The sequence below is a fragment of the Limosilactobacillus walteri genome (genome assembly GCF_014830205.1).
GTDB lineage: Bacteria > Bacillota > Bacilli > Lactobacillales > Lactobacillaceae > Limosilactobacillus > Limosilactobacillus walteri.
The window spans coordinates 16,702-37,331 of the sequence record NZ_QORN01000028.1 but is presented as its reverse complement, the minus strand read 5'-3'; the positions used below and the strand labels follow the sequence as shown (position 1 = coordinate 37,331).

26 protein-coding genes are annotated in these 20,630 nt (G+C 40.9%); all 26 read right to left on the bottom strand.

The window, feature by feature from the left end:
• Window positions 1-315: 315 nt before the first annotated feature.
• The 26 genes from DTK66_RS07270 to DTK66_RS07150 all read right to left on the bottom strand — a co-directional run bounded on the left by DTK66_RS07270 (window position 316) and on the right by DTK66_RS07150 (window position 20,629).
• Window positions 316-1,248 (bottom strand): GH25 family lysozyme, encoded by a 933-nt coding sequence (locus tag DTK66_RS07270; protein WP_191668247.1) that lies wholly within the window; start codon window positions 1,246-1,248, stop codon window positions 316-318.
• Window positions 1,249-1,260: 12 nt separating this feature from the next.
• Window positions 1,261-1,686 (bottom strand): phage holin, LLH family, encoded by a 426-nt coding sequence (locus tag DTK66_RS07265; RefSeq protein WP_191668246.1) that lies wholly within the window; start codon window positions 1,684-1,686, stop codon window positions 1,261-1,263.
• Window positions 1,670-2,089 carry a phage holin family protein gene (locus DTK66_RS07260; protein ID WP_191668248.1) on the bottom strand — a complete coding sequence of 140 codons (420 nt, stop codon included), beginning with the start codon at window positions 2,087-2,089 and terminating at the stop codon, window positions 1,670-1,672. Before DTK66_RS07260 ends, DTK66_RS07265 begins: the two co-directional genes overlap by 17 nt.
• Window positions 2,090-2,191: 102 nt before the next feature.
• A complete protein-coding gene (locus DTK66_RS07255) occupies window positions 2,192-2,755 on the bottom strand; it encodes a hypothetical protein (protein WP_191668245.1) in 564 nt (187 codons plus the stop codon).
• Between the two features lie 40 nt (window positions 2,756-2,795).
• Window positions 2,796-4,451: a glycosyl hydrolase family 28-related protein gene (locus DTK66_RS07250; RefSeq protein ID WP_191668244.1), complete on the bottom strand. Its 1,656-nt coding sequence runs from the start codon at window positions 4,449-4,451 to the stop codon at window positions 2,796-2,798.
• Window positions 4,452-4,464: 13 nt separating this feature from the next.
• Window positions 4,465-4,599, bottom strand: coding sequence for an XkdX family protein (locus tag DTK66_RS07245; protein ID WP_191668243.1), 135 nt, complete (start codon window positions 4,597-4,599; stop codon window positions 4,465-4,467).
• Complete coding sequence (locus DTK66_RS07240) at window positions 4,586-4,912, bottom strand: hypothetical protein (protein ID WP_191668242.1); 327 nt, start codon at window positions 4,910-4,912, stop codon at window positions 4,586-4,588. The genes DTK66_RS07245 and DTK66_RS07240 overlap by 14 nt, the downstream gene beginning before the upstream one ends.
• A 10-nt stretch (window positions 4,913-4,922) precedes the next feature.
• On the bottom strand, window positions 4,923-5,342 hold the full coding sequence (locus tag DTK66_RS07235; protein WP_191668241.1) for a hypothetical protein: 420 nt from the start codon (window positions 5,340-5,342) through the stop codon (window positions 4,923-4,925).
• A 1-nt stretch (window position 5,343) separates the two neighbouring features.
• Window positions 5,344-6,411 (bottom strand): BppU family phage baseplate upper protein, encoded by a 1,068-nt coding sequence (locus DTK66_RS07230; RefSeq protein WP_191668240.1) that lies wholly within the window; start codon window positions 6,409-6,411, stop codon window positions 5,344-5,346.
• Window positions 6,411-6,743 carry a hypothetical protein gene (locus DTK66_RS07225; RefSeq protein ID WP_191668239.1) on the bottom strand — a complete coding sequence of 111 codons (333 nt, stop codon included), beginning with the start codon at window positions 6,741-6,743 and terminating at the stop codon, window positions 6,411-6,413. Before DTK66_RS07225 ends, DTK66_RS07230 begins: the two co-directional genes overlap by 1 nt.
• Window positions 6,744-6,777: 34 nt before the next feature.
• Window positions 6,778-7,080, bottom strand: coding sequence for a hypothetical protein (locus tag DTK66_RS07220; protein WP_191668238.1), 303 nt, complete (start codon window positions 7,078-7,080; stop codon window positions 6,778-6,780).
• Window positions 7,073-9,199: a phage tail protein gene (locus DTK66_RS07215; protein ID WP_191668237.1), complete on the bottom strand. Its 2,127-nt coding sequence runs from the start codon at window positions 9,197-9,199 to the stop codon at window positions 7,073-7,075. Before DTK66_RS07215 ends, DTK66_RS07220 begins: the two co-directional genes overlap by 8 nt.
• Before the next feature lie 9 nt (window positions 9,200-9,208).
• Window positions 9,209-10,027: a phage tail domain-containing protein gene (locus DTK66_RS07210; RefSeq protein WP_191668236.1), complete on the bottom strand. Its 819-nt coding sequence runs from the start codon at window positions 10,025-10,027 to the stop codon at window positions 9,209-9,211.
• Complete coding sequence (locus tag DTK66_RS07205; RefSeq protein WP_191668235.1) at window positions 10,027-14,247, bottom strand: tape measure protein; 4,221 nt, start codon at window positions 14,245-14,247, stop codon at window positions 10,027-10,029. Before DTK66_RS07205 ends, DTK66_RS07210 begins: the two co-directional genes overlap by 1 nt.
• Before the next feature lie 18 nt (window positions 14,248-14,265).
• Window positions 14,266-14,904 (bottom strand): Gp15 family bacteriophage protein, encoded by a 639-nt coding sequence (locus tag DTK66_RS07200; protein WP_191668234.1) that lies wholly within the window; start codon window positions 14,902-14,904, stop codon window positions 14,266-14,268.
• Window positions 14,873-15,364, bottom strand: a complete 492-nt coding sequence (locus DTK66_RS07195; protein ID WP_191668233.1) for a hypothetical protein — start codon at window positions 15,362-15,364, stop codon at window positions 14,873-14,875. Before DTK66_RS07195 ends, DTK66_RS07200 begins: the two co-directional genes overlap by 32 nt.
• A 51-nt stretch (window positions 15,365-15,415) precedes the next feature.
• The gene (locus DTK66_RS07190; protein ID WP_191668232.1) at window positions 15,416-15,946 is read right to left on the bottom strand and encodes a phage tail tube protein; all 531 of its coding nucleotides are present in this window, start codon (window positions 15,944-15,946) and stop codon (window positions 15,416-15,418) included.
• A gap of 5 nt (window positions 15,947-15,951) precedes the next feature.
• The gene (locus DTK66_RS07185; RefSeq protein ID WP_181388825.1) at window positions 15,952-16,356 is read right to left on the bottom strand and encodes a capsid protein; all 405 of its coding nucleotides are present in this window, start codon (window positions 16,354-16,356) and stop codon (window positions 15,952-15,954) included.
• Window positions 16,334-16,765: a minor capsid protein gene (locus DTK66_RS07180; protein ID WP_153704703.1), complete on the bottom strand. Its 432-nt coding sequence runs from the start codon at window positions 16,763-16,765 to the stop codon at window positions 16,334-16,336. The genes DTK66_RS07185 and DTK66_RS07180 overlap by 23 nt, the downstream gene beginning before the upstream one ends.
• Window positions 16,765-17,112: a putative minor capsid protein gene (locus DTK66_RS07175; RefSeq protein ID WP_191668231.1), complete on the bottom strand. Its 348-nt coding sequence runs from the start codon at window positions 17,110-17,112 to the stop codon at window positions 16,765-16,767. The genes DTK66_RS07180 and DTK66_RS07175 overlap by 1 nt, the downstream gene beginning before the upstream one ends.
• On the bottom strand, window positions 17,093-17,518 hold the full coding sequence (locus tag DTK66_RS07170; protein WP_191668230.1) for a head-tail connector protein: 426 nt from the start codon (window positions 17,516-17,518) through the stop codon (window positions 17,093-17,095). Before DTK66_RS07170 ends, DTK66_RS07175 begins: the two co-directional genes overlap by 20 nt.
• Window positions 17,518-17,643, bottom strand: a complete 126-nt coding sequence (locus tag DTK66_RS11125) for a hypothetical protein (protein WP_255505082.1) — start codon at window positions 17,641-17,643, stop codon at window positions 17,518-17,520. The genes DTK66_RS07170 and DTK66_RS11125 overlap by 1 nt, the downstream gene beginning before the upstream one ends.
• A 44-nt stretch (window positions 17,644-17,687) precedes the next feature.
• Window positions 17,688-18,593, bottom strand: a complete 906-nt coding sequence (locus DTK66_RS07165; protein ID WP_191668229.1) for a capsid protein — start codon at window positions 18,591-18,593, stop codon at window positions 17,688-17,690.
• Window positions 18,594-18,610: 17 nt separating this feature from the next.
• On the bottom strand, window positions 18,611-19,177 hold the full coding sequence (locus tag DTK66_RS07160; RefSeq protein ID WP_191668228.1) for a phage scaffolding protein: 567 nt from the start codon (window positions 19,175-19,177) through the stop codon (window positions 18,611-18,613).
• Window positions 19,178-19,259: 82 nt separating this feature from the next.
• A complete protein-coding gene (locus DTK66_RS07155) occupies window positions 19,260-19,472 on the bottom strand; it encodes a hypothetical protein (RefSeq protein ID WP_153704698.1) in 213 nt (70 codons plus the stop codon).
• 5 nt (window positions 19,473-19,477) lie between these two features.
• Window positions 19,478-20,629, bottom strand: coding sequence for a phage minor capsid protein (locus tag DTK66_RS07150; RefSeq protein WP_191668227.1), 1,152 nt, complete (start codon window positions 20,627-20,629; stop codon window positions 19,478-19,480).
• Window position 20,630: the final 1 nt, after the last annotated feature.

The following is a 20,630-nucleotide window of genomic DNA, read 5'->3' as shown; positions in this document are numbered from 1 at the left end:
AAAATTATTTAAAAAAGCAAAAACACCTGCAACCCTTGATACACAAGAGTTACAGGTGTTAACGTTAGCTTAGCTGATACTTCGCATTACTGCTTTAATATGCCTCCGGTGGGGGTAAGTACCTAAAATTAAGTCGAATTACTATATACAAATACTTATTTCTTCCTATTATATAGAATTAAATTAAACTACTATATTAATTTTTGATGTACATTTTGATGTACAATTTTATCTTTGAAGACCTTTCATCTTAAATTATAGAAAAAAAGCCCTAGTGACCATTGCCTTCATTACAACGATCACTAGGGCTAATCTTTATTCAAATTCACCGTAAGCTTCATTAGTATTAGCGTCACGGACGGCAACGTAACCATATTGACCATTGCCACGTGGCTGACGAACATAAACAAATCCATTTGTTCGTGCCCAAGCGTCATACTTAACAACATCCCCAGCGTTTAGCATACCAATTACGGTACTTGATGGAGTAGCTCCCCAACGTAAATGAAGTTGGTTACCATCTCCAACAGTAAATTTACCATTTTCAGCGTGCCAAATAACGCCAAGTGAATCTTTCCAGGTCGTTTGGATTGGAGCATTAACTACTTTGTTATCGATTGGCTTTACTTCCGGCTGAGCAGTATGAGTAATACCACTGTCACCTTTAGCAAGTGCCATCCAACCATTAGCATCAAGATAGAAGATTGAACGGTCTTTAGTGTTACCGGTGAATTGCCAACCAGTAAGATTCTTCCAAGGAGCAAATCCATAGCTCAATAAGAATGGCGGAATATCCCACGAATTGTTATACCAAGGATAGCCGGCACCCCATAAGCCACATGTGTTCGCACAATTTGCAACTTGGTAGACTGCTGAGAATTGAACATAAATAATCGGCCATACTCCAGTTAAGCGGTGAACTTCATCAACAAAGCGCCGTGACCAGTTTGTGTCACCCCAAGCAGCGTTTTGTCCCTTTTCCCAATCTAATCCAAGGATTGCTTCTCCAACATACCCTTTAACGTTGTTATAGAAGTATTGAGCTTCTGCAACTGGATCGCCACCTGCAGCATAGTGATATACACCTAGCAATTTACCATTGCGTTTAGCTGTTTGATAATCAATATCAGCAAACGGGTTAATGTATCCGGTCCCTTGGGTTGCTTTAACGATTACTGCATCAGCATCAGTTGCCTGTGCATAAGAGCGAGGAGAACCAGAATAAACGTCTACTACTTTTAATGTCATAAGCTTTGCCTCCTATAGGGTGCCAACTGGTTGAGTATTATTAACATTGTCTACTTTCTTTGTTTCAACAGATTGTGTAGGTTTCTTATCTGGATCAATCGTTGGCGTTAAGTCGCTCTTCTCGTAGGCTGCTTGTACTGCGTGCTTAACAAATTTATCATCGACATTGAAACCTTTATTTTCTAATGAATTGGTAACTAATCCAGTCGCAGTCTTGAATTTTTCGTTACCTGTCAAGTTGCTATTACCAGCTAAACTTGCAACAGCTTGATCGGCTAGTTTTATGGTAACTTCTACCATTTCCTTTTCTTGCAAAGTTTTAGCATGTCGTTCCTTTTGCTCAAGCATTGGACGAATATACATCCACGCAAAAGTAACCACCGCTCCAAACATCCCCGTTGACAGCAAGTATTTCCAAACTTCAATTATGATTTTCATGACGTTGTTCCTCCTTGTATTCATCACTTAGCTTATAGATATACTTCTTTAACCATTCGGGCACCGGTAATCCCATTTGTCCCCAGTTTTCGACAATTGAGACAGCATAAAACATAATATAGAAGCCTACAAATGTATCAGCTGCATTTTTCATTCCGTTTAATTCAAGCATTGGATAGAGTGTTAATGTAACTAACAATAGAATCCCGTGCTTAATCAAGCCCGCTGTTCCTTTACTTGAAGTTGTGTGATGAGTAATAACGCTTTTGGCAAAGCCTGTTACAATATCAATGATGACTACCCAAACAAACAACCAAATTATTTGATTATCTTCCATTCCTTGAAAATGCTGGAAATATAATTGATGATATGGTGGCACAGGTGCCACCGCTAATAAGTGCATTAGTGCTATTCCTCCCATATAAAGCCGCCCATAATAAAAGCCCCGCTCGTTTGAGTGAGGCTTTTATTATGTATTGTGTATTTCTGCGGCGACATTTTAATTTTATTTGATTACATCATTTGTAATTTCCCATTGATTTCTGAAATAGTTTCTAGCAGTATCAATAATAGTGTTTAATTCCACATTATTATTAGCATCTAAGCTCATCAGTTTGTCGTTCATTCCTTTAAGAGCTATGCGGATTGCATTAGAGTAAGGTTCGTCCTTAAAAAGGTACATGGTTATTTGTGATTGTATCTCTGACAATTCTTTAAGAAGCTTATCAACTTCTTCCGGAGTAAAAGAGTTAATATTTTTCTTTGCTTCTTCTGATAGCTTAATACGCTCTTCGTATGAGTTAGATTTTTTCATAGCTTCAAGTTTTGAATTCCCTTGGTTAAGGGCTTTGAGCATTCGATTCAACTCATAGCAATGGCTAATATAACTTCCCAGCATTTTTCTAAGTTCATTATCCCATTCAAGCTGAATCTCTTGTTGTTTCTCTTTTAACTGCATGCTATTAATCTCCTTTTGACTTTTTCGACTTAAATGATCTGAAATAGCTTTAATCAATACACCAAAGAAACTACCGCCTAAAAAAGATACTATTATTGAAACAATATCCATAATAAATTCGCCCCTATTTTATTGATGAATTTATTATAACTTAAATCAAAAATTCTTTAGCGATTCCATTGATATTCTCTGCTTGATTGGAGAGCTGAACATTCGACAAGCCGAACCCGCTGTTGTCGGTCAAGTTAGACCAGAAGCCATACTGTCCTTTAACGTTAGCGCTATTCCAAAGAATTGAATTAGATACTAAAATGTGTTCGCCTCTATAGCTTTCGCTAAAATTCTTAAAGTAAAAAAGATATGGAACTGGTGAACTGTTTTGATCGTTATAGAATTCATGATTCCAAAATGATGTGAAATTATTAATGATTATCAGCGTGTTAGGTCCATTGACTTCAATGCACTTAAAACATGTATCAGCATAGTAGTCATTCAAATAGACTCCTGCATTGTTAACCTTAATTCCGACAGTTCTGTTAGTCATAGGCATTATTACCGACCAAGGGTGATAATCGCTGATATACGTGGCACCCTGATTAATGATAATTCCGGTTTCAATATTAACCGGAACGAAATGCTGTAAACGGCAATCGGTAGCGTCGAATTGAATTCCAACGGTTCCCGTTGTCGAGATACTATTCAGCATCATAATATCAGCCATCTTAGAAATACCGTCTACTTTAATACCAACAGCATTATCGGGAAGGTTCTTAATACTAAATGTTCGTAAGATTAAACCCGAAGCTCTAATTCCAATGCTGGCTTTATTATTAAGATCAAAGCAGCTAGCACCGTCACCAATCATCGAAATAACTTTCAAATTAGATTCAAAATTCCAACTGTCTGTATAGAACATGGCACCCATGACTTTAGCCGCTTTAACGATAGCGCCATAAAAGTGTAAGCTACACCGATTAGTAATCTTGATGGTATCACTGATTAAATAAGTACCAGGTGGAAAAGCAATCCCGCCATCTGCATTGGTGTTAATTGCTTTCTGGATTGCAACTGTATCATCAGTTACGCCATCACCTTTTGCACCATATTCTTTAATCGTTGGCATATAGAAGTTGAGGCTCTCATCAGTTAAGACGTCATGACCCTTATACTGCATACTCCCGGTTACGTTGAGCTTGCTAAAAGTATTGAGACCGACCCACGTATTGTCGGTGCCAAGATGGCCCGCACTTAAATCCTGTGTAGTTGGATCTGGCTTAGCCTTTAGAGAATCCAGCCACTCTTTCTCGGTGCCAGCGAAGCCATTGTCCTTAGCCAGCTCATATGCTGACTTGCCAGTTGCACCTTTGAAGTTTCCACTAGCAAGTTGCCGCTGAATTTCAGCAGGAATGCGGTTGTAGATTTCTTGCATCGAAATCTTGGGAAGAACGGTTACAGATTTGCTTTCCGCGTCAGCAGATACAGTAAAGCCGACATACCCTAATGTTGGGTATTTTGCAACGGCTCCATCCACTTGTTTAACATGTACATCGAGCTGATAGTCACCAGTAGGCAAGTTACTAAGACCAGCCGTAGAAGGAACTTGAACATAGCTTTGACGATTATCCAGTTGAATTGTGGTAATAAGTTGTTCATCTTTATCCACAACATTGGCAGTGACCGTGTCATTACTTCCGAGAATCGCTTGCGTGTCTCCATCAAAAAGTAGATAGCTCCACTCGGGTAAAGCTGTATCACCTGCTTTAACAATATCCGGCGCATTATAATAGATTAGTTTTCGTAGGCTCATCTAATCAGCCTCCTTAAGCTTGCTGATATGGTTTTCCTGTAATTTCTTGATACTGTTCAGGAGTAATTTGCTTACACTGCAGATAAATATCAATTGGAAATCCCCATGCATAGATTCCTTTAACAAATTCTAAACTAAGCTTGACCATTGGCGTTACCTCCATTTGTCTTTAATTGTTGCTCAATATTAGTTAAGGCAATACTCATTTGAGCAACTGCTGTCCCTAGTTGCTGAACCATACCTTTTAGTGAAGGATCGTCACTAACAAGCTCTTGATTAATCGTTAATTTATCAAATTCAGGCCGACTGATCCCTACCCAAGCTGTTCCATTAAATTTTGGATTATACAGATCGCTATTTGGGACTTGAAATGTCTCGTTTTGCCCTAATTGATAGTTATTATCTACTAATTTACTATTGATGAAACTACCATCGTTGCCATACATAATTACAGTTTTCATGTTTATCCTCCTAATTACGATTGTTCGAAATAATAATGATTGAAATTCGTGCATTATGTGCTTTCTGATCTTGTCCCGAATAATTCTTAAAAGTAATGGTTCCGCCATTTGTACTAGGTGTTAAGTATGTTTGTTCAAGGGCACCATCTTCAACAGACCCAATCTGAAAATCCGTAGTGTTAATTCCTGGAATGTTAAAAACATCGATTGATTGGCCATTACTAATATCTGGCAATTTAACATAACCTTGAATAACAAACATTGTAATATCGCCAAGACCTTTCTTCGACCATTGAAGTGGCAACGTTGCATCTTTCTGTGTACCGTTTAGATAAACAACGTTGTCTGACCAATCAGTACTTCCAAATTTGCTAAAATTCTTATTAATTGCGTCATCCCAGTCTGGCTGGTTCTTAATAATTCTTTCCATATTAATCTTCCTTTGCTATTACTAAGTTATCATTCATATCAAATTGCGTTACTGTTGAGTTATCTACTTCGACACCAATACAGTTAATTCCGGAGGATACATATGCCCCGTTATTACCAAACGCTGCATTCCCATTACGAAAATTGAAGTCTTCCATGATTGAAAGCACCTGTTCAGCAGAAATATAGACTGAAATTGTATCTCGGTGGTCTCGAATTACTCGACAAACAATTTCCCGTACTGCACTCCCTCCAAACGGAGCATTTTCAATCCCGGCACCGTACTGATAGATAAAAGCCCGAACCCTTGGATATTTCTCTTGCATATTGGCTAAATGCAAGGTTCCTAGCAGATCATTAGGTGTGACATACTTTTGAACGTTTGGAATGGTAACAACTTGATTAGACTTAATCGTTCCTTCCAGAGCGTCCATTTGCGTTTGCAAGTTCTGCGCTGTTCGAAGTACCGTTTGCAATTGCTTAGTCCAGTCAGCTAATTGGTTCTGGAACTTCCGATTCATCTTGTTAATCAGATCATCATTTGAATTTTGAAGTTGCTCTTGAAGCGCAAGAATCTTATCTCGAATTGCATAGTACTCAGGAAGATAGTCCTCAGCCTTAATGCCATTCAAGATAGGATCTGAAACCACCTGAAAGTTGAATTCAAGAGTTGCAATTGACTGATGATCACGGATTAGCCGGAAAAACGAAGCCACATAGTTACCAGCGACTGCAAAAGCAGAAGCTGGAAGTGACATTCGACAGTTTCCTTCTTCGGGAGCACCAATGACTGTCATTACTGTATTGCCAACAATGCGATGCTCTCGATCTGGCAGAATGCCTTCCAAAATTAAATTTGCTCCAGAAAGATTAACCGGTCCCCCATCATGATTAGGCCGATTTTCAGCCCAATAACGTAGATGAACAAGAATTTGGTCATTATAGTCCCCTTGCCGGCCTTGGAAAATAGGTTTACCCGGATAAGCCACATCGTTTTGTGTCACTCGTCCAACATCTTCTGCGGCAATCAGTTTGCGTTCCTGACCGATATAAAACGTCATCTCTAACATTAGATCACTCCTTTCTCTTCTAGTATTTCTTTAACAACCGTTTTAATCGTACGTGGATCGCCCGCATACAGATGATTGATTCTTTGCTGTAATTCATTTTTAGTTTCAGTCAAATCATCAAATGTTGCCTTATTTTTCAGTGAGTCGTTGATTTTATTAATTTCTCCTTGAAGACCTTCGTCACCTTTTTTACGATCTGCTATTTCCTCAGACAGAGCTTGATGATCGTTGTGGTCTTCTTGCTCAATCGCCTTGAAATTCTCAATCATCTGGTTTCGCATCTCTTGGCCATCGAGTGAAATATCATGTTTATGTGGCACTTCAAAAGCCATAGCATCCCCTTCTTTCTGAAAAAGGAGCCGTTAATTACGACTCCTTTTCTTTTTCTTCACTTTTCTCAATTTTCTTGGTTTGTGGCTTGCCATCATTGCTTACAGATAATTCCCATAAGGTACCATCCGCTGAACGAAAAATAAATTTATCGAAAATCAACTCACTAATTCGACCTGCATCGGTTTCTTGATGAAAATGCCGGCCATCGGTTCCTTCCTGAACTATAAAAGTTTGGCCATAGTCTGGAGAATAACCTTTCCCGAACTCTCCCGTCTTTGAGTCAAACATTGGTTCGTCAATTACAGCACGTTGTACAATCGTTTCTTGATTATCCATTCTCTTCACTTTCCTTCTTAATGTTGATAGTTTGAATATCATCAAAGGTGACTGGTGGGGTAACTGTTTCTGGTTTCTTTGGTGCTTTATGCAATGCTGCATTAGCTTGATTTTCTCGGTTGTTCCATTCGTCAATCCCGAAAATCTTATTACCAAAAGTTACTGTATCAGTTTGTGTTGTGTCACGATCACGATACCGAGTGTAACTTTGAATTCTGACATTAACATCAATCCCATACCGATCACGCAAATACCCATAATTGCCGACTGCTATTTCATTCTTGATACCGTGTGAGAACGCATCTTTGAAAGTAATCCAGTCGGTTGTGTATTGTACGTCCGGGTAATCATGGACCTGTTTCTTTAATGCTGCCATCAAAGTATCTTGGTCGGTAATCGTGTCACTACTAAACGGATCAGCCCAAATCTTGCCCCACTTATCGTCAGCGGCCATTGGACTATCGTACTCACCCTGACAAGTGTATTGAGTAGTTGTGTCTGACGATGTATCAGTATCGCTACTAGAATCATCTGAACTATCATCCCTACCACCAACTTTAGCGGCCATCGCTGAATTACGAACAGCAAAATCCGGTGGCCATGCATTGATTGCTTGAATAACCGTCCCTCGTTCTGGATTAGCTGCCATTTCAAGTGTATTGCTATCAAGTGCTAGAGCTACGTGATAAGTTCTGCCACGTGCTCCCCAGAACAACATGTCGCCTTCTTGGTATGGTGGGCCAACTACTTGCCCTTGATATTCTTCGTAGGTTGTTGGCTGATGCATTGGAATACCGAAATGATTATAGATATAAGCAACGAAGCCGGAGCAATCCCAGCCACTTGGTGAATTACCACCCCACACATAAGGCACTCCAGCATATTGACGAGCAAAGGCGGCAATTTGACCACTTCCACCGCCTCCGCTTGGCGCTTGAACAGTATGGCCACCCCAGCCTTTAATTGTGCTAACACAACCAGCTAAGGGCTTACCTATACCTGCATTACCTGATCTGCCGGCTAATTCCCAAACGGCTGCCGCAGTGGCCTGTAGGTACAGCCGGCCAATTGTTCCTTTTCCATAATCTTGCTCCCATTTTGATTGCAAGTTAGGATCAGAGCTGATTGAACCTTCTGCAGCTGACCAGGCTGGATTTAACGTATCACTGTAAGCAATGCTTTTAATCCAATTACAAACAACTACTGCATCGTTATATGGGTCCCCATGTGGATATGACCAGTGATTAAGCCATCCCATATTAGAGTTCTGTTCTTGTAGTTCATAGGCAAAGAACCATTCAGGACTAATTCCAGCATTTTTAATTGTGTCGTACAGCCTATTGACGTCTACACCTCGTGCCTTGACCTTATCTGAACGATTAGCAAAGTCTTGAATCATTGCTTGTTTATTAACGCCAAAATCAGCATTAATCATTGACTTGGCAAAGCCCTCAACACTATCAAGATTACCGTTACCACCGTTATTCTGTACGTCAATCTGTTTACCAGTACCTTTAATTGCAGTCGTGATGGTTGTGTAGTCTTCGTTAACCTGTATTTTTGACGTATTAACCCTGTCAATGAACACAAACGAGTCCTCTTTACCAATTTCTTTTGCAAAGTGGATTGTGCAATTATCAAACCAGTATTCAATATCAAAAGCAGACGCAATGGAGCTTAGAATATCATCCCCATGTGCATTGCCTAGGCTGTCACTTCCAAAGTCGTGATCACTAATATTATCATCAATCGAATATTTGAACTTAGTACCACCCGTGAGCAAGTCACAGCAAGCTTTTAACGATTGGCTACCTGTTACTGTGTTCTCAATGTAATAATCATGCAGATCATGAGCAATATGGATAGTAGTAATCGCATATACCCGAAATCTTGCAGTAGGGACCGGATTAGAAGAAGCAATTCGGTATTGCTGGCCGGTTGTCGGATCAGTAATGATTACTCGGGGCATGATCATCTTTTCAGCGGCTTCATTTGCTCCATCACCGATAAAACTAAAGTTCATGGTAGGAAATGATTTAAGCGTATCAGTTACCGCCACATTATAAGCCTGGACAGTTGCCTCTTTGCCGGCCGGCGATCTAATTGGTAAATTCAGCATTTTAACCTCCTAATAATAAAAGCGAGTATCAAATTTAATCGTGAAGTTACTAGCTCCATCAATATGAATTTGATTCTCGCCTGTATAAAAGTCTAAGTAATTATGATCTCCAGCCATATAAAGCTGCTCATCATTAATTGTGGGGATGAGTCCTGTAATCACCACGTTATCTTTTGCAGACACGCTCTTGGTAATTTTAAGTGCTTGACCACTCGTTTTATTAGTAATGGTAAAGCCGTTTGGTGCATCCCCATTAAATTCAATTGTGACCGGGTGCTCATCTGCAGTTAATGGAATAACTCCCGCATTATAGAAAACAAAGTCGCTCTGATTAGTGAAAGTATATTGCCACTTATGGCTAAATAACTTCATTCCTAATCCAATACCTTTACCACTCGCTAAGTCGTACTCTTGTGTAGTAAAGGAGCTTTCCGCATATCCAGTCGGACAATCAAGGTTAATCTGCACGTTAGAAGCTCGCCAAAAAGAATTGTCACGACTAACTGAGGCCGTTTCAGCATAGACTTTCCAGCGAATATCCTTGGCGGCGACATCATAAACATAAAAAGGGTCATGACTTTGCAAGAGTCGATTGAGTTTCATTCTCTGCAGAAATAAGTCGTTAGGATCCGTAGCAAGTACATTAAGTGTTAAGGGGATGACTAGCTGTTGAGCTTGAACATCTGTAAGAGTTGCTCCATAGTTTCCAATTTGTTGATAGGTATAGTTATATGCGGTTGTTGGTGGGTCAAACTTCTTTACACGAAAGCCCATTTTATCAAGATCATATATTGTCCCATCTTGCTTTTGAAAAATAATGGTACTCACTAATAGACACCTCCTAATGGTTGGCCGTTACCAACCGGCACAGCACCACCAACGCCATTAATAATAACTTCGTGGCTACGCATTGCTTTCAATGTTGGGTAAACGGCCCGGCTAACTTGTTTACTGTCAATATTCATTGTGATATTAATGTTTCCATCAACACGTGGCTGGGCCTGTTGAGTATTTGAAGTAGCTTGAACATGATTATTACCTGTACTAATAAACGGCAACATATTATTGGCTGACTGCTTAGCTTCGTTGATAATCTTACTCAAATTGCCGGCAAAGCCATTAGGGTTAACTTTGGCCCGTGCTTCAATAGCTTCGGCAATATGGTCTTCGGACGTATCACGAGCTGGATTAATAGCAACTTCTGGTTCACCTGGTACTTCGCCGAAAATTGAGAGCTTATCAGCCCATCCCCCATTAGCATAGCCATGTGGTGACCAACCTCTTCGTACTCCAATTGGTGCTAAATCTGATCTCCATGTCCTATCAGCTAATACGGCCATAATTTGGTCCACAGCACTATGAACATTACTGTGGCCACTTGGTAAGTGACGAACTGCCGCTCCCCAAGTTCCTAGCTTAAACTGAAATAATCCAATTGGCCGGCCGGTTCCATCATGGTCATCAATCCCACCGCCTTGTGCAGGATTAACAGTAGATTCAACCATTGCTTGCCAGTACAGACGTTCAATATCAGAAGCGGACAGCGATTGATGCATTAATGCAGCCGCAACTTTAGCAGCTTGAGCAAAAGCACCTTTTGACATCTTTCCTTGGCCACCGCTAAAACTTTCAAGAAATTTATCCAGGGCTTTCTTTAAGAACGAACTTCCGGCTTTACCACCAATTTCAGTTTCTTGTTTACTTTGCAACTGCATTAACCATTTAGGATCAACAGAAGCAACAGCACGGTCAATCCCTAGTTTTTTCTTGAACCAACTCCAAATTTCTTCGGCTCCTTTACCTACTAAATCCAGAGCGGCGTCTAATGCATTATCAGCCTTATCAAGCGCTCCACTTACAAAGTCCTCAATCTTGGCACCGGTACCCTTTGCATAACCGGGTATTTTGCCACCATTTAAGGCTAATGCTGTCTTAGTTTGCGCATTGGTAAGAATTGATGTACCTGCTGACAAGTAGCGTAATTCAGGACCATTCATCCCCAGCATTTCATAACCCTTAGGCGTATGTGCTAGTTCTGGTCCTTCTTCACCAACCATCGCAAGTTGATTATGTGGCAATGCACCAGTCCCAACAGCATACCCGCTAACTTCCGGCACGTGTACGCCGGCATTAAGTGCTTTGAAGAAGCTATTAAGACTCTTAATAAATCCATTCATGGTACCTGCAGTCTTTTTCTGACCACTTGATACATTTGCATTGACCAAGGTATATTCTTGGCCGGCTGCTGCACCATGTGACATCGCTTGATTATTAGCTGCAGCAATTACTTCATCTTTTTGCTTATTTACTTCGCCAGTTACCCTTTTATGTTCATCACTGGCTTTTTTAGTTGTTTTATTGTACTCATCATCAGCAGCCTTAGTTACACCATCACGCTGAGCCTTAGCATCAGCCACAATTTCTTTGTACTTCTTTTTTGAAATAGTATGGTGTTCTTTATATTCCTTTTCCGCAGTCTTAACAGTATCCTTGTACTCTTTTTCAGCCTCTTTAACAATTTCATCCCTGGCTTTTCGGGCTGGTTTAACCGCAGCGTTGTACTTTTGATTAGCCGCCTTTTGCGTAGCTTTTAAATCCTTCATATCAAGTTGGCCACGCTTTTTTACTAATTGCTCATAAATTTTTTCTTGAGTATTAGCTCCTTGTTTTACATAACTGGTAATTTTCTTATTAGCATCAAGTTGATCTTTATACTGTTTTTTCACATAAGCAGCCTGGGCCTTTTGTAGCTCTTTTTGTTTTTGCTTTTCTGACTTATTAGCATCGTTTTCAATTTTAGAAACTTTAGCGTAATAATCGTTGGTGTCCTTCCGCATTTGCTCAAGGACCTTTTTACGTTGTTTAGCAGCTGCATCATCACTTTTAATTTTCTTTTGATCATTTTCTTGTTGCTTTTTAAGAGCTTTGTCTTCTTCTGTTTGGGACATCTTACCGTTTTTTACAAGAGCGTCTAAATTCTTTTTAGATGCTTCTTCGTCCTTTTTATATCCATCAGCCTTTTTCTTATAGTAAGAATCGACTTTTTTACTCATTTCGTCAAAATACTTATCCGTCTTTTGCTGAGCCTTTTGGATACTTGCAGAATCAACGTCCATCCTAAGAACGGTTTTATTAACCTTATTAATGCTAGGCGTTAGGTCTTTATCCATAGCCTTATTATCAGTTGAAGTCTTATATTTAGTATTAACAGTAATTGGGTGAGCTTTAAGGTGTTCATCAGCACCTTTTCCTATTGCCTCACCTAACTTATTTCCTGCCCAAGATCCGACAGTACCTCCCAAAATCCCACCGACTGTAGTTCCAATTCCAGGAGCAATCATCGTACCAATTGCAGCACCTAAAGCTTTACCACCAACAGCTCCACCAAGCGCACCAGTTATCCCGCCTGTTTTTTCAGCAATCGAGTTATTGCTAAGGAGCTCTGAACCAGCCATTACGGCTCCAGCGGCATATGGGGCAGCTCTTACCGCACGACTACCGACGGTCCTTAACATCCCCCGAGCGCCGGTACCTGCGACAGCACCGCCAACATCTGCCGCCGTATCAGCTGCCGTCTTTGGACTAGGTACCTTATCTCCAAGTGGATTAGCTCCTGCAGTTTGATTAAAAGCCATCATGGCTAGCTTTGCTTCACCTAAGGCAGCGATAAAGTTAAAGATACGCTTAGTAGCAAAGATACCAACCATCACGCCCAGCAGGGTCTTGGCAATGCCTGTGTGGCTTGCCATGAAGTCGAATACGTTTACTAGGCCCTCGGTAAGGTCGGCCACCATTTTAGTGATACCGTTGATTGCGTTTGTAATCCTCTTTTTACCAATTCGGTCAATCACCTTGTCCATCGTGGTAATGATTTGAGCTTCTAAGTTACCAACTGCCCCTTCAAAGGTTTCGGTCGACTTAGCGGCTTCTTCAGCACCCTTAGTCGTACCTAGCTTCTCAATCGCATCAAAGAACTCACCTGCCGTAATTTGGCCCTGAGCCATCGCGTCACGGAAGTTACCGGTATAAGCACCGTTATCCTTCATAGCTTTCTGTAATGGACCAGAAGCCCCAGCAATGGCATCGGTAAGTTGATTCCAGTTTTCGGTCGTCAATTTACCGGCCCCGGCTGTTTGGGTCATTACCATTGCAACAGACTTAAAGGTTTCAGCATTACCTCCGGCCTGGGCGTTAAGGTTACCAGCGGCTTCGGTAAGTCCCTGGTAGCCCTTGATTCCGTTAGAAGCTAATTGGGCAGAGGTGTTAGTGATATCACTAAGGTCATACACGGTCTCATCAGCATACTTTTTGACTTCCTTGGACGCTTTTGCAATTTCTTCTTCGCCGTACCCACCAAGCTTCATTGTTTGCTTGAACTTATACATAGCGTCCGAGGTTGCAATTGCCTCGCCAGCGATACCGTGTAAGTATCCGATAATTGAATTAGCACCGGTGGCTAAAAGACTACCAACGAAGGTCCCTTTGATGATGTCTTTTAAACTGATAAACTTCCGTTCGGTCGTATCAGCCTCGGCTTGTAACTTCTGCAAGGTGGGGGATGCTTGATCATTAAGCTCCAACTTAGTAAGCACATTCGCCGGAACTTTGCGCAGTTCTTCTTCGTAGTTGATAACCTCACCTTTTTGAGCCTTAGCAATCAGCTCTGTTTTTTGCTCCTTAGGTAGTTGTTTTAAAAGCTTATCGAAGTTCTCAATCCCCTGGATCTCGGCTTGTGAGATAAGTTCAGTCCTAACCTTTTTAGGAATTCTAACAGTCTTTTCCTTGAACTCATCGACTTTGGCGTTTGCGTCATCGGTATCAGCGTCAACCTTTGTCTTAACCGGCTTTTTCAGCTCATTATCAATCTTCGCATGAGCGTCTTTAGCATCATCAATCGCCTTGTCGGTACTATCCTTGATTGATTGTTCGGCTTTATCACCAGCGCCCTCACCGATGTTTTTAAGGGCTTGGTCAATCTCTTTTGCAGTCTCCTGGGCCTGTTCCTTGTGCAAAATGACATCAATATTAACTGTGCTATCAGCCGCCACTTGCATCCCCTCCTTTCGTTAAGACTTTGCAATGGCTATGAGCATGTTACCAAAGTTAGCAATCTGGTCCTGAACAGCTTCTTGCGTTTGATCATCTTCTAGGGCGTACCGTTGCTGAGCTCGAATCATCTCTTGTTGAGCCTTGCCTTCTAGCTTAGTCACGTCTTCCTGCCTAATCTGAACAATGCGCATGAAGTAAGTCTTAGGCCCTAGGCCCGCAAACAGCGCCTTGAACTGGTCCCAGTGCATCTTCTGCTTCTGATACAGCAGGTCAATCCCGTACTGCTCATAGAAGCTGGCATAGATGGCCTCTGCATCTTGTTTGAACGAATAATAGCGGGGACTGGTAACATTACCCTCAGCCTCGCTATCATCCCCATCAGCGCTGATGTATGGATCCTCATTGAGGTAACGGCTAATCACCTTGAACGCCTCAATCTGAAATTTATCGTCAGCGTTGATCTCCTGGGAGTCGAAAAACATCTGAAATGCAACAGCCACCTTCTCCTCATCGCTGAAATGATCATCTTCCAGTAACTCATAGAAGCTTAGTACCGTGTCATAGGCAAGATTAATGCGGTAGGTGTGACCACAATACTCAAATTCGTTATTGAGCCCAGTCGGATTACTTCGATCGCTTCGAGTTAGCGTCAGCATGTTTCTTCACCCGCTTCTTGCGCCCGGTGTATTGGTCAATGCGGGCTTGGTGCTTTTGACGCTCCTGTTCCTTAGCAGTACCGTCGAGCTTTTCTTTGGTTTCCCGCAGCACTCGGAGTGTCTCATACAGAGCATATGACTGCTGATTATAATAGTCATAGATGCTCTTACCGGCACCCACCTTGCCTAGGATCCCATCAAGGGCCTTTTCAACGTCAAGAATAATCTGCTTGAAGCGGTCGTTAAGGTACTTCTTGCGTTCGTCAATGGTCATCTCCTCGAATTCGTCACTCTGATTGTTCGTTTGTTCATATAGGCCACCCATCTCAACCTGTAAGTCCCGAAGTACCCGGTCCATCTCATCATTAAAGGTCACATTATAGGTTTGACCACCAATGATCACTTTACGTTTGAAATTAAAACGAAACTTCTCATCCAGGTTCATGTTAATTGCAGACATTATGCATTCCTCCTATCGTCTTACGTCACTCGTCTCTGTTTATCAAATTAATTAAACTTGTGGGTTGTTATTAGGTGTTGGATTGTTTGCATCCCCATTATCAGTTCCAGCAGGGATGTACTTAGGCTTTCCGTTAAATACAAGCGTTACACTGAAAGTTTGTTTTGCTCCTGGTTGTCCACCAAATGGAGTTTCGTTCGTTAGCGTTACACGACCAACAACCGTATTTCCTTGAGCATCAACGTACTTAAACAAGGTTTTTAAGTCGTCCCCAATGCTGAGGAATTTAGAGGCTAGATAATCTTGTGCTGGATCACCATAAACTCGGTGGCCAGCAAGAACGAATTGAATCCGCTTGGAGGTAACATCAGCAGTTCCAAATCCTTCACCATCATAATATTCATCGTTAGCAGTTGTAGGATTATCGGACGGTGTAATGTTGTTAATTCCTGCCGCTAGTCGTTCCCATTTAGCCTTGTTATAGTTATCAACATCTGTTTCACCGTCAACAGCGATATAAAAATTATTTCGCCAGTTCAGAATAAACTTTCCAATTTTTGCTGGTGCGTCTGTATCAGCCATTTAAATCATCCTTTCTCGTTAAATGTGTCTACCGTTACTTTAAAATCAAGAACATACGTCACTTCTCCACTTGTATCAGCCATTGTAGGCTGCGGAAATGACACAATATCCAATTTATTAAAAATAAAAGAGCCGTCCTTAGACACGACTCCATAATCATTGTTACCAAGCACATCAGCAATCTGCCATAGCACCTGGTTAATCATCCCCTCATCATCACCACGCATTGCAATTTCCATAAAGAATTGCTCAGTCTTATTCCCACCGTAATCTTCCTCAATCACACGGGAATTAGGCAATGCTTGCAGGCGTAGTTCAGGACTATGCTTGCCGTCAATATAACCCAAATAGAGCTTTACGGGTAATTCTAGGGAGTTGATCTGGTCTTTAATTCTTTCCTTTAGATCCATCTGGGTCACCTTCATTTGGTCCATGCGGTACAAACGTAGGAACGTGTTTACCCTTAAAGGAGTTAGCAACTATTCTGTGCCAATCATCCCCATATATTGATTGAGCTTTTAAGTCCCATCGTTTCGTAGCTTGTTCATGAATTGCTGTCGTGTAATTAGTTACTGGATGGCCATTTACCATTCCATAAAACTGCGCTTTAGCATACGGAGCATTATAAACAATCGTTCGCTTGTTTCCGTCTAAATGAACCGTATTCGCCATGTGGGGATGATATTTGCCACTATACGGAACAAATTGGTCCATATCATCCATCATTTGATTAGCTAAGTCTTCTGTTGCTTTACCAAATGCATCATCGTTAAACATTTGAGCCAAGCTTTTTCCCTTAAGAAATACTTGAACACTCATTAAAGCACCTCCAACTCATAGGAGTACACCTTGTTACTATAAGGCTCTCGGTTATCCACAATATTTGTAATTGTGTAGTCCCGGTTTTCAAAAGTAAGGTGGTTCCCTATCCAATCTGGTGTGATCTGGGGCAACGGATCCGAAATTTGCGCAAATAAAAAGACAATCGCATTTGCTGTGATTGTCCGGCTATTATTTGAACCCGAATAAATTGTTTGCGGTTGTACCAGTACGTTATTGATTGGCATATTAACCGTTTTTTGTTTACCGTAATCGTCCTCTTCACCGTTTGCAATATGCAAAATAATAGATTGATTACATAGACGTTTAGGAATGCGTGGAAGCATAATCATCACTCCCTCGGCCACGATATAGCAATCCATAGTGTGCCAATAAGCGGTAAGCCTCTTTGCAAACACCGTGAATCATTCCATCACTAACAACATGATTACTTGGCTGTAATGATAGCCGGCCAATAGAAATGCTATTAAAATCATCCCCGTTAGAATATGAAGCAGTAATTCCTGTCTGATTAATAAAATCAATCTGCTCACAGATAGCCGTTTTATAAGCATCAACTCGCTTTAAGTTAGGATCTTCTTCAATTGAATGATCCTGATAGAAGTAGTCAATTATCCCATCCACTGCTCGTTGCGCTTGGTGTTCGATTTTCTCAAATCCCTCAGCATTAGTAATATCACTAAAGCCCAGATCGGTGTAATCAGTAAATGTTAAATGTGCTTCATACTTCATTAATTACCACCACCATTTACTAGTGCTAAAAGGTCCGGTTTAGTCATTGTGGTTTGATACTTAATTCCATGAGCGTCAAGATAAGCCTTAATCTGATCTACCGTTTGGATCTCCGTTGGTTTCACATCCCCAGTGGGGTTAAATTCCCCGCTTTGATTAGTTTGCGGGGCTAAGCTTTTGGGTCCGGCTTTGGATCATTACTTGCTGTTGAAGAGGATGGACTAGCAGCAACATAGATAGACTTCTTAGCGTTGTCGAATACTAAAATATCGTAGTATGACAAGCCTTTAATGGTTGTCCGGTAACCTGAACGGTCAGTTGAAGCGTCTAAAACGTCCACTGTATCGTACTTAACAATTGGTGCCAGTGCATAGAGTGGTACTGCCATAAAGTTGACAGTATCAGTAATTGTTAAGCCAGAAATACGACTCTTGGCACAAGTAAGAATTGGCACACCGCCGTCAAGTTGACCAACACGGCGATCAATACCGTTGATTTGCTGAGTGTTAGTAGAGAAATTCTTAGTAACGCCCTTTGCGTTCTTCAATGCACGATAGTAAGCAGAGGAAGCAAAAATAACGTATCCACCTGGAATCTCATGATCGATCATATATTGTTCAAGATCATCGTAAGCATCAAGCGCATTGTCACTGGTAATTGTATCGGTAACGAGTTTACCACCGTTTTTAGCAGTGTCATAAATCTTTTGTGCTGCAAACTTATCACGATGAGGAACAGTAATTAAGCGTTGGTGTTCACGTACAACGTTTGCCACTTGGTAAGCACCGTTTTCAGACATATCAAGTTGATCAAGGTCATAACCAATCCAATCTTCTTGGCTTAGTTCAAATGACTCTTTGTCAACGCTAACGTTATGCCGTTCATTGTCACCATTTCGCTTGTATTCTTCTGCTTCGGCAAAACCTGAAAGCTTGTTTACTCGTACAGTATGTACACCAGTAAAATCAGCAGCAGTAATTGACTTAGCGCCACCGGTTAAAGGTTGCCAGATTTGGGAATCGGCGGCAAATTCTTCATCAATAGCAGTTAAATCCTTTTGATCTAAAGCAATCATTTAATATCCTTCTTTCTTTATTCATTAGCTTCTTGCATTCGCTGAGCGATTCGATCAACAAGCCCATCCCCAGAATTATTATCGCTATTGCTAAACTTATTACTCAATGTAACGTTTGGCTTAGGCTGATCAGCTTCAAATAAGAAGCTGTTATCCTTCTTTACTGCGTCTAATTGTTCTGATAATCCATTCAATGAACCGTCATCGTTTACACTCACTTTTTCCGTGTCGATCAATGGAAGCACGGTCTTAATGTTCTTAGCCTTTGCATCACGTAAAGCACCTTCAATTTTGAAGCTCTTATTTTGCTTTGCTAATTGATCTTGGTAGTTCTGCTTAGCCGTTTTATTTTCATCTTGTAACTGCTTGATTTGGCTTTGAAGCTCTTCGTTGTCCTTAGCCGACTTTTTCAATGTGGTTAATTGTTCATCACGATCATCAATTTGCTTTTGCAAGCCATCTCGTTCACTAGTTAAACCACTGATTTTATCGTTTAAGGCATTAACATCTTTACCATTTTGGGCCATTACAAAATTAATTTGCTCTTCGCTAAGGCCATGTTCCTTTAATTCTTCACGCTTCATTGCGATCGCTCCTTTACGTTAATTGTTGACGCAGATACGAACTGCGAGAATTGATTGCAAACTAAAAAAGCAGTTTTACGACTTACTCAGGTCGTTCAAGTTCAATACTTTCAATCTTTTTTAGTAATTCGGGGATGATTTTTATATCATCAATCTGGTTTAACGGTGGTAATGAAAGGTCTAAGTGCAATTTCACCATGCTACCAGCTGAAGAATCGATATTAATATTCTGAACATGAGGGCTTACTAAGTCCGCTACAGGTTCGCCATCAAAAGTTTCAATATGTTCTTCCATCAACATCACGTCCTTATCTGTTCTCTATCATAATCACGCACAAGTATTTCTTTCCCTTTATCCTCGTTAGTTGATTCAATAAACTGCCGTAATTTCGCCTGTCGTGCCCGTATGAGCGTTTTAGCATGATTTACTTGTTCTTCATCATCTAATTGCTTAGCGGCCTCTAATCGCCGTTTGGCATCCCTGATTGAGCGTTCTTTTGCTCGTTGTTGCTGAACAAGTTTTCCGTTGGCAATCGCTTCTTTCGGATCATACTGTGGCTGATGGTTCGTGTTAACTCCTGGACGATACGGAAAAAGGACGTGCGTACAGTTTACGCCTTGAGTTCCTCCAGGTGTCCCATAACCGTGATTGTAAATGCTATCGTACTTATCGTTATAATTTGGACTTCCGGGCGGCACAATATTAACAACGTGACCTTGAATCCAGGCACACGCCGGTCGACTATTAGGGTGACTGCTCATTAAGGCTAAATGTAAATCATAATCTTTCATCCGTTGTAATCGCAAGGCATTATATGTCCGATTAACAGTGGTATTAACTACCAGCTTCGTATAACCATCAATCGACCAGTTATGGCCACCCTTATCGACAAGTCTGGTAGGCAAGCCACGATCAACAATGTGGTAAATAGCCTGCTTAACTGCCCTGTCGTGTGTCATGGTGCCCGACAATGTATTTAACGTAGATTCCGTTAATATTTTCCTATACGCTCGTGTAACGGCTGATGTGCCATAATTACGAGTAACCAAGGATTCATTGACATTATTACTTAAATCAGTCCAAGTCTGGTCAATTAAAGCGTCTAAAACATTCATTGTTTCTTTTGAGACTGGTTTATCCTCATCTGTAAAATCTTCCAATTGATCATCAATTTCATCAATAATTTTCAAGCCATGAAACTTAATTAGATCAGTGATTGCCTGTTTGCTAATTCCATCAGCATGAGCAACTAGACTTACAGCTTTACGATTAAGCATCCCCAACTTTTGCAGTTGCTTAACTTGCCACGTTACTACATCATCCTTGCTAACATGCTTATAATCACCGCTTTTTATCGTGTCGATAATCACATTAAAGATTTGACTTTGTAATTGTGAGTACAAGTCAATCAGTTTTTGACCATCTTGTGCAAAGTTATCACGTGCAGTCATA

Bases quoted from the DNA above. Each gene is read 5' to 3' on its own strand.
- DTK66_RS07270 (WP_191668247.1), bottom strand. From the start codon at position 1,248: ATGACATTAAAAGTAGTAGACGTTTATTCTGGTTCTCCTCGCTCTTAT.
- DTK66_RS07265 (WP_191668246.1), bottom strand. From the start codon at position 1,686: ATGAAAATCATAATTGAAGTTTGGAAATACTTGCTGTCAACGGGGATG.
- DTK66_RS07260 (WP_191668248.1), bottom strand. From the start codon at position 2,089: ATGCACTTATTAGCGGTGGCACCTGTGCCACCATATCATCAATTATAT.
- DTK66_RS07255 (WP_191668245.1), bottom strand. From the start codon at position 2,755: ATGGATATTGTTTCAATAATAGTATCTTTTTTAGGCGGTAGTTTCTTT.
- DTK66_RS07250 (WP_191668244.1), bottom strand. From the start codon at position 4,451: ATGAGCCTACGAAAACTAATCTATTATAATGCGCCGGATATTGTTAAA.
- DTK66_RS07245 (WP_191668243.1), bottom strand. From the start codon at position 4,599: ATGGTCAAGCTTAGTTTAGAATTTGTTAAAGGAATCTATGCATGGGGA.
- DTK66_RS07240 (WP_191668242.1), bottom strand. From the start codon at position 4,912: ATGAAAACTGTAATTATGTATGGCAACGATGGTAGTTTCATCAATAGT.
- DTK66_RS07235 (WP_191668241.1), bottom strand. From the start codon at position 5,342: ATGGAAAGAATTATTAAGAACCAGCCAGACTGGGATGACGCAATTAAT.
- DTK66_RS07230 (WP_191668240.1), bottom strand. From the start codon at position 6,411: ATGTTAGAGATGACGTTTTATATCGGTCAGGAACGCAAACTGATTGCC.
- DTK66_RS07225 (WP_191668239.1), bottom strand. From the start codon at position 6,743: ATGGCTTTTGAAGTGCCACATAAACATGATATTTCACTCGATGGCCAA.
- DTK66_RS07220 (WP_191668238.1), bottom strand. From the start codon at position 7,080: ATGGATAATCAAGAAACGATTGTACAACGTGCTGTAATTGACGAACCA.
- DTK66_RS07215 (WP_191668237.1), bottom strand. From the start codon at position 9,199: ATGCTGAATTTACCAATTAGATCGCCGGCCGGCAAAGAGGCAACTGTC.
- DTK66_RS07200 (WP_191668234.1), bottom strand. From the start codon at position 14,904: ATGCTGACGCTAACTCGAAGCGATCGAAGTAATCCGACTGGGCTCAAT.
- DTK66_RS07195 (WP_191668233.1), bottom strand. From the start codon at position 15,364: ATGTCTGCAATTAACATGAACCTGGATGAGAAGTTTCGTTTTAATTTC.
- DTK66_RS07190 (WP_191668232.1), bottom strand. From the start codon at position 15,946: ATGGCTGATACAGACGCACCAGCAAAAATTGGAAAGTTTATTCTGAAC.
- DTK66_RS07185 (WP_181388825.1), bottom strand. From the start codon at position 16,356: ATGGATCTAAAGGAAAGAATTAAAGACCAGATCAACTCCCTAGAATTA.
- DTK66_RS07180 (WP_153704703.1), bottom strand. From the start codon at position 16,765: ATGAGTGTTCAAGTATTTCTTAAGGGAAAAAGCTTGGCTCAAATGTTT.
- DTK66_RS07175 (WP_191668231.1), bottom strand. From the start codon at position 17,112: ATGCTTCCACGCATTCCTAAACGTCTATGTAATCAATCTATTATTTTG.
- DTK66_RS07170 (WP_191668230.1), bottom strand. From the start codon at position 17,518: ATGAAGTATGAAGCACATTTAACATTTACTGATTACACCGATCTGGGC.
- DTK66_RS07165 (WP_191668229.1), bottom strand. From the start codon at position 18,593: ATGATTGCTTTAGATCAAAAGGATTTAACTGCTATTGATGAAGAATTT.
- DTK66_RS07160 (WP_191668228.1), bottom strand. From the start codon at position 19,177: ATGAAGCGTGAAGAATTAAAGGAACATGGCCTTAGCGAAGAGCAAATT.
- DTK66_RS07155 (WP_153704698.1), bottom strand. From the start codon at position 19,472: ATGGAAGAACATATTGAAACTTTTGATGGCGAACCTGTAGCGGACTTA.
- DTK66_RS07150 (WP_191668227.1), bottom strand. From the start codon at position 20,629: ATGACTGCACGTGATAACTTTGCACAAGATGGTCAAAAACTGATTGAC.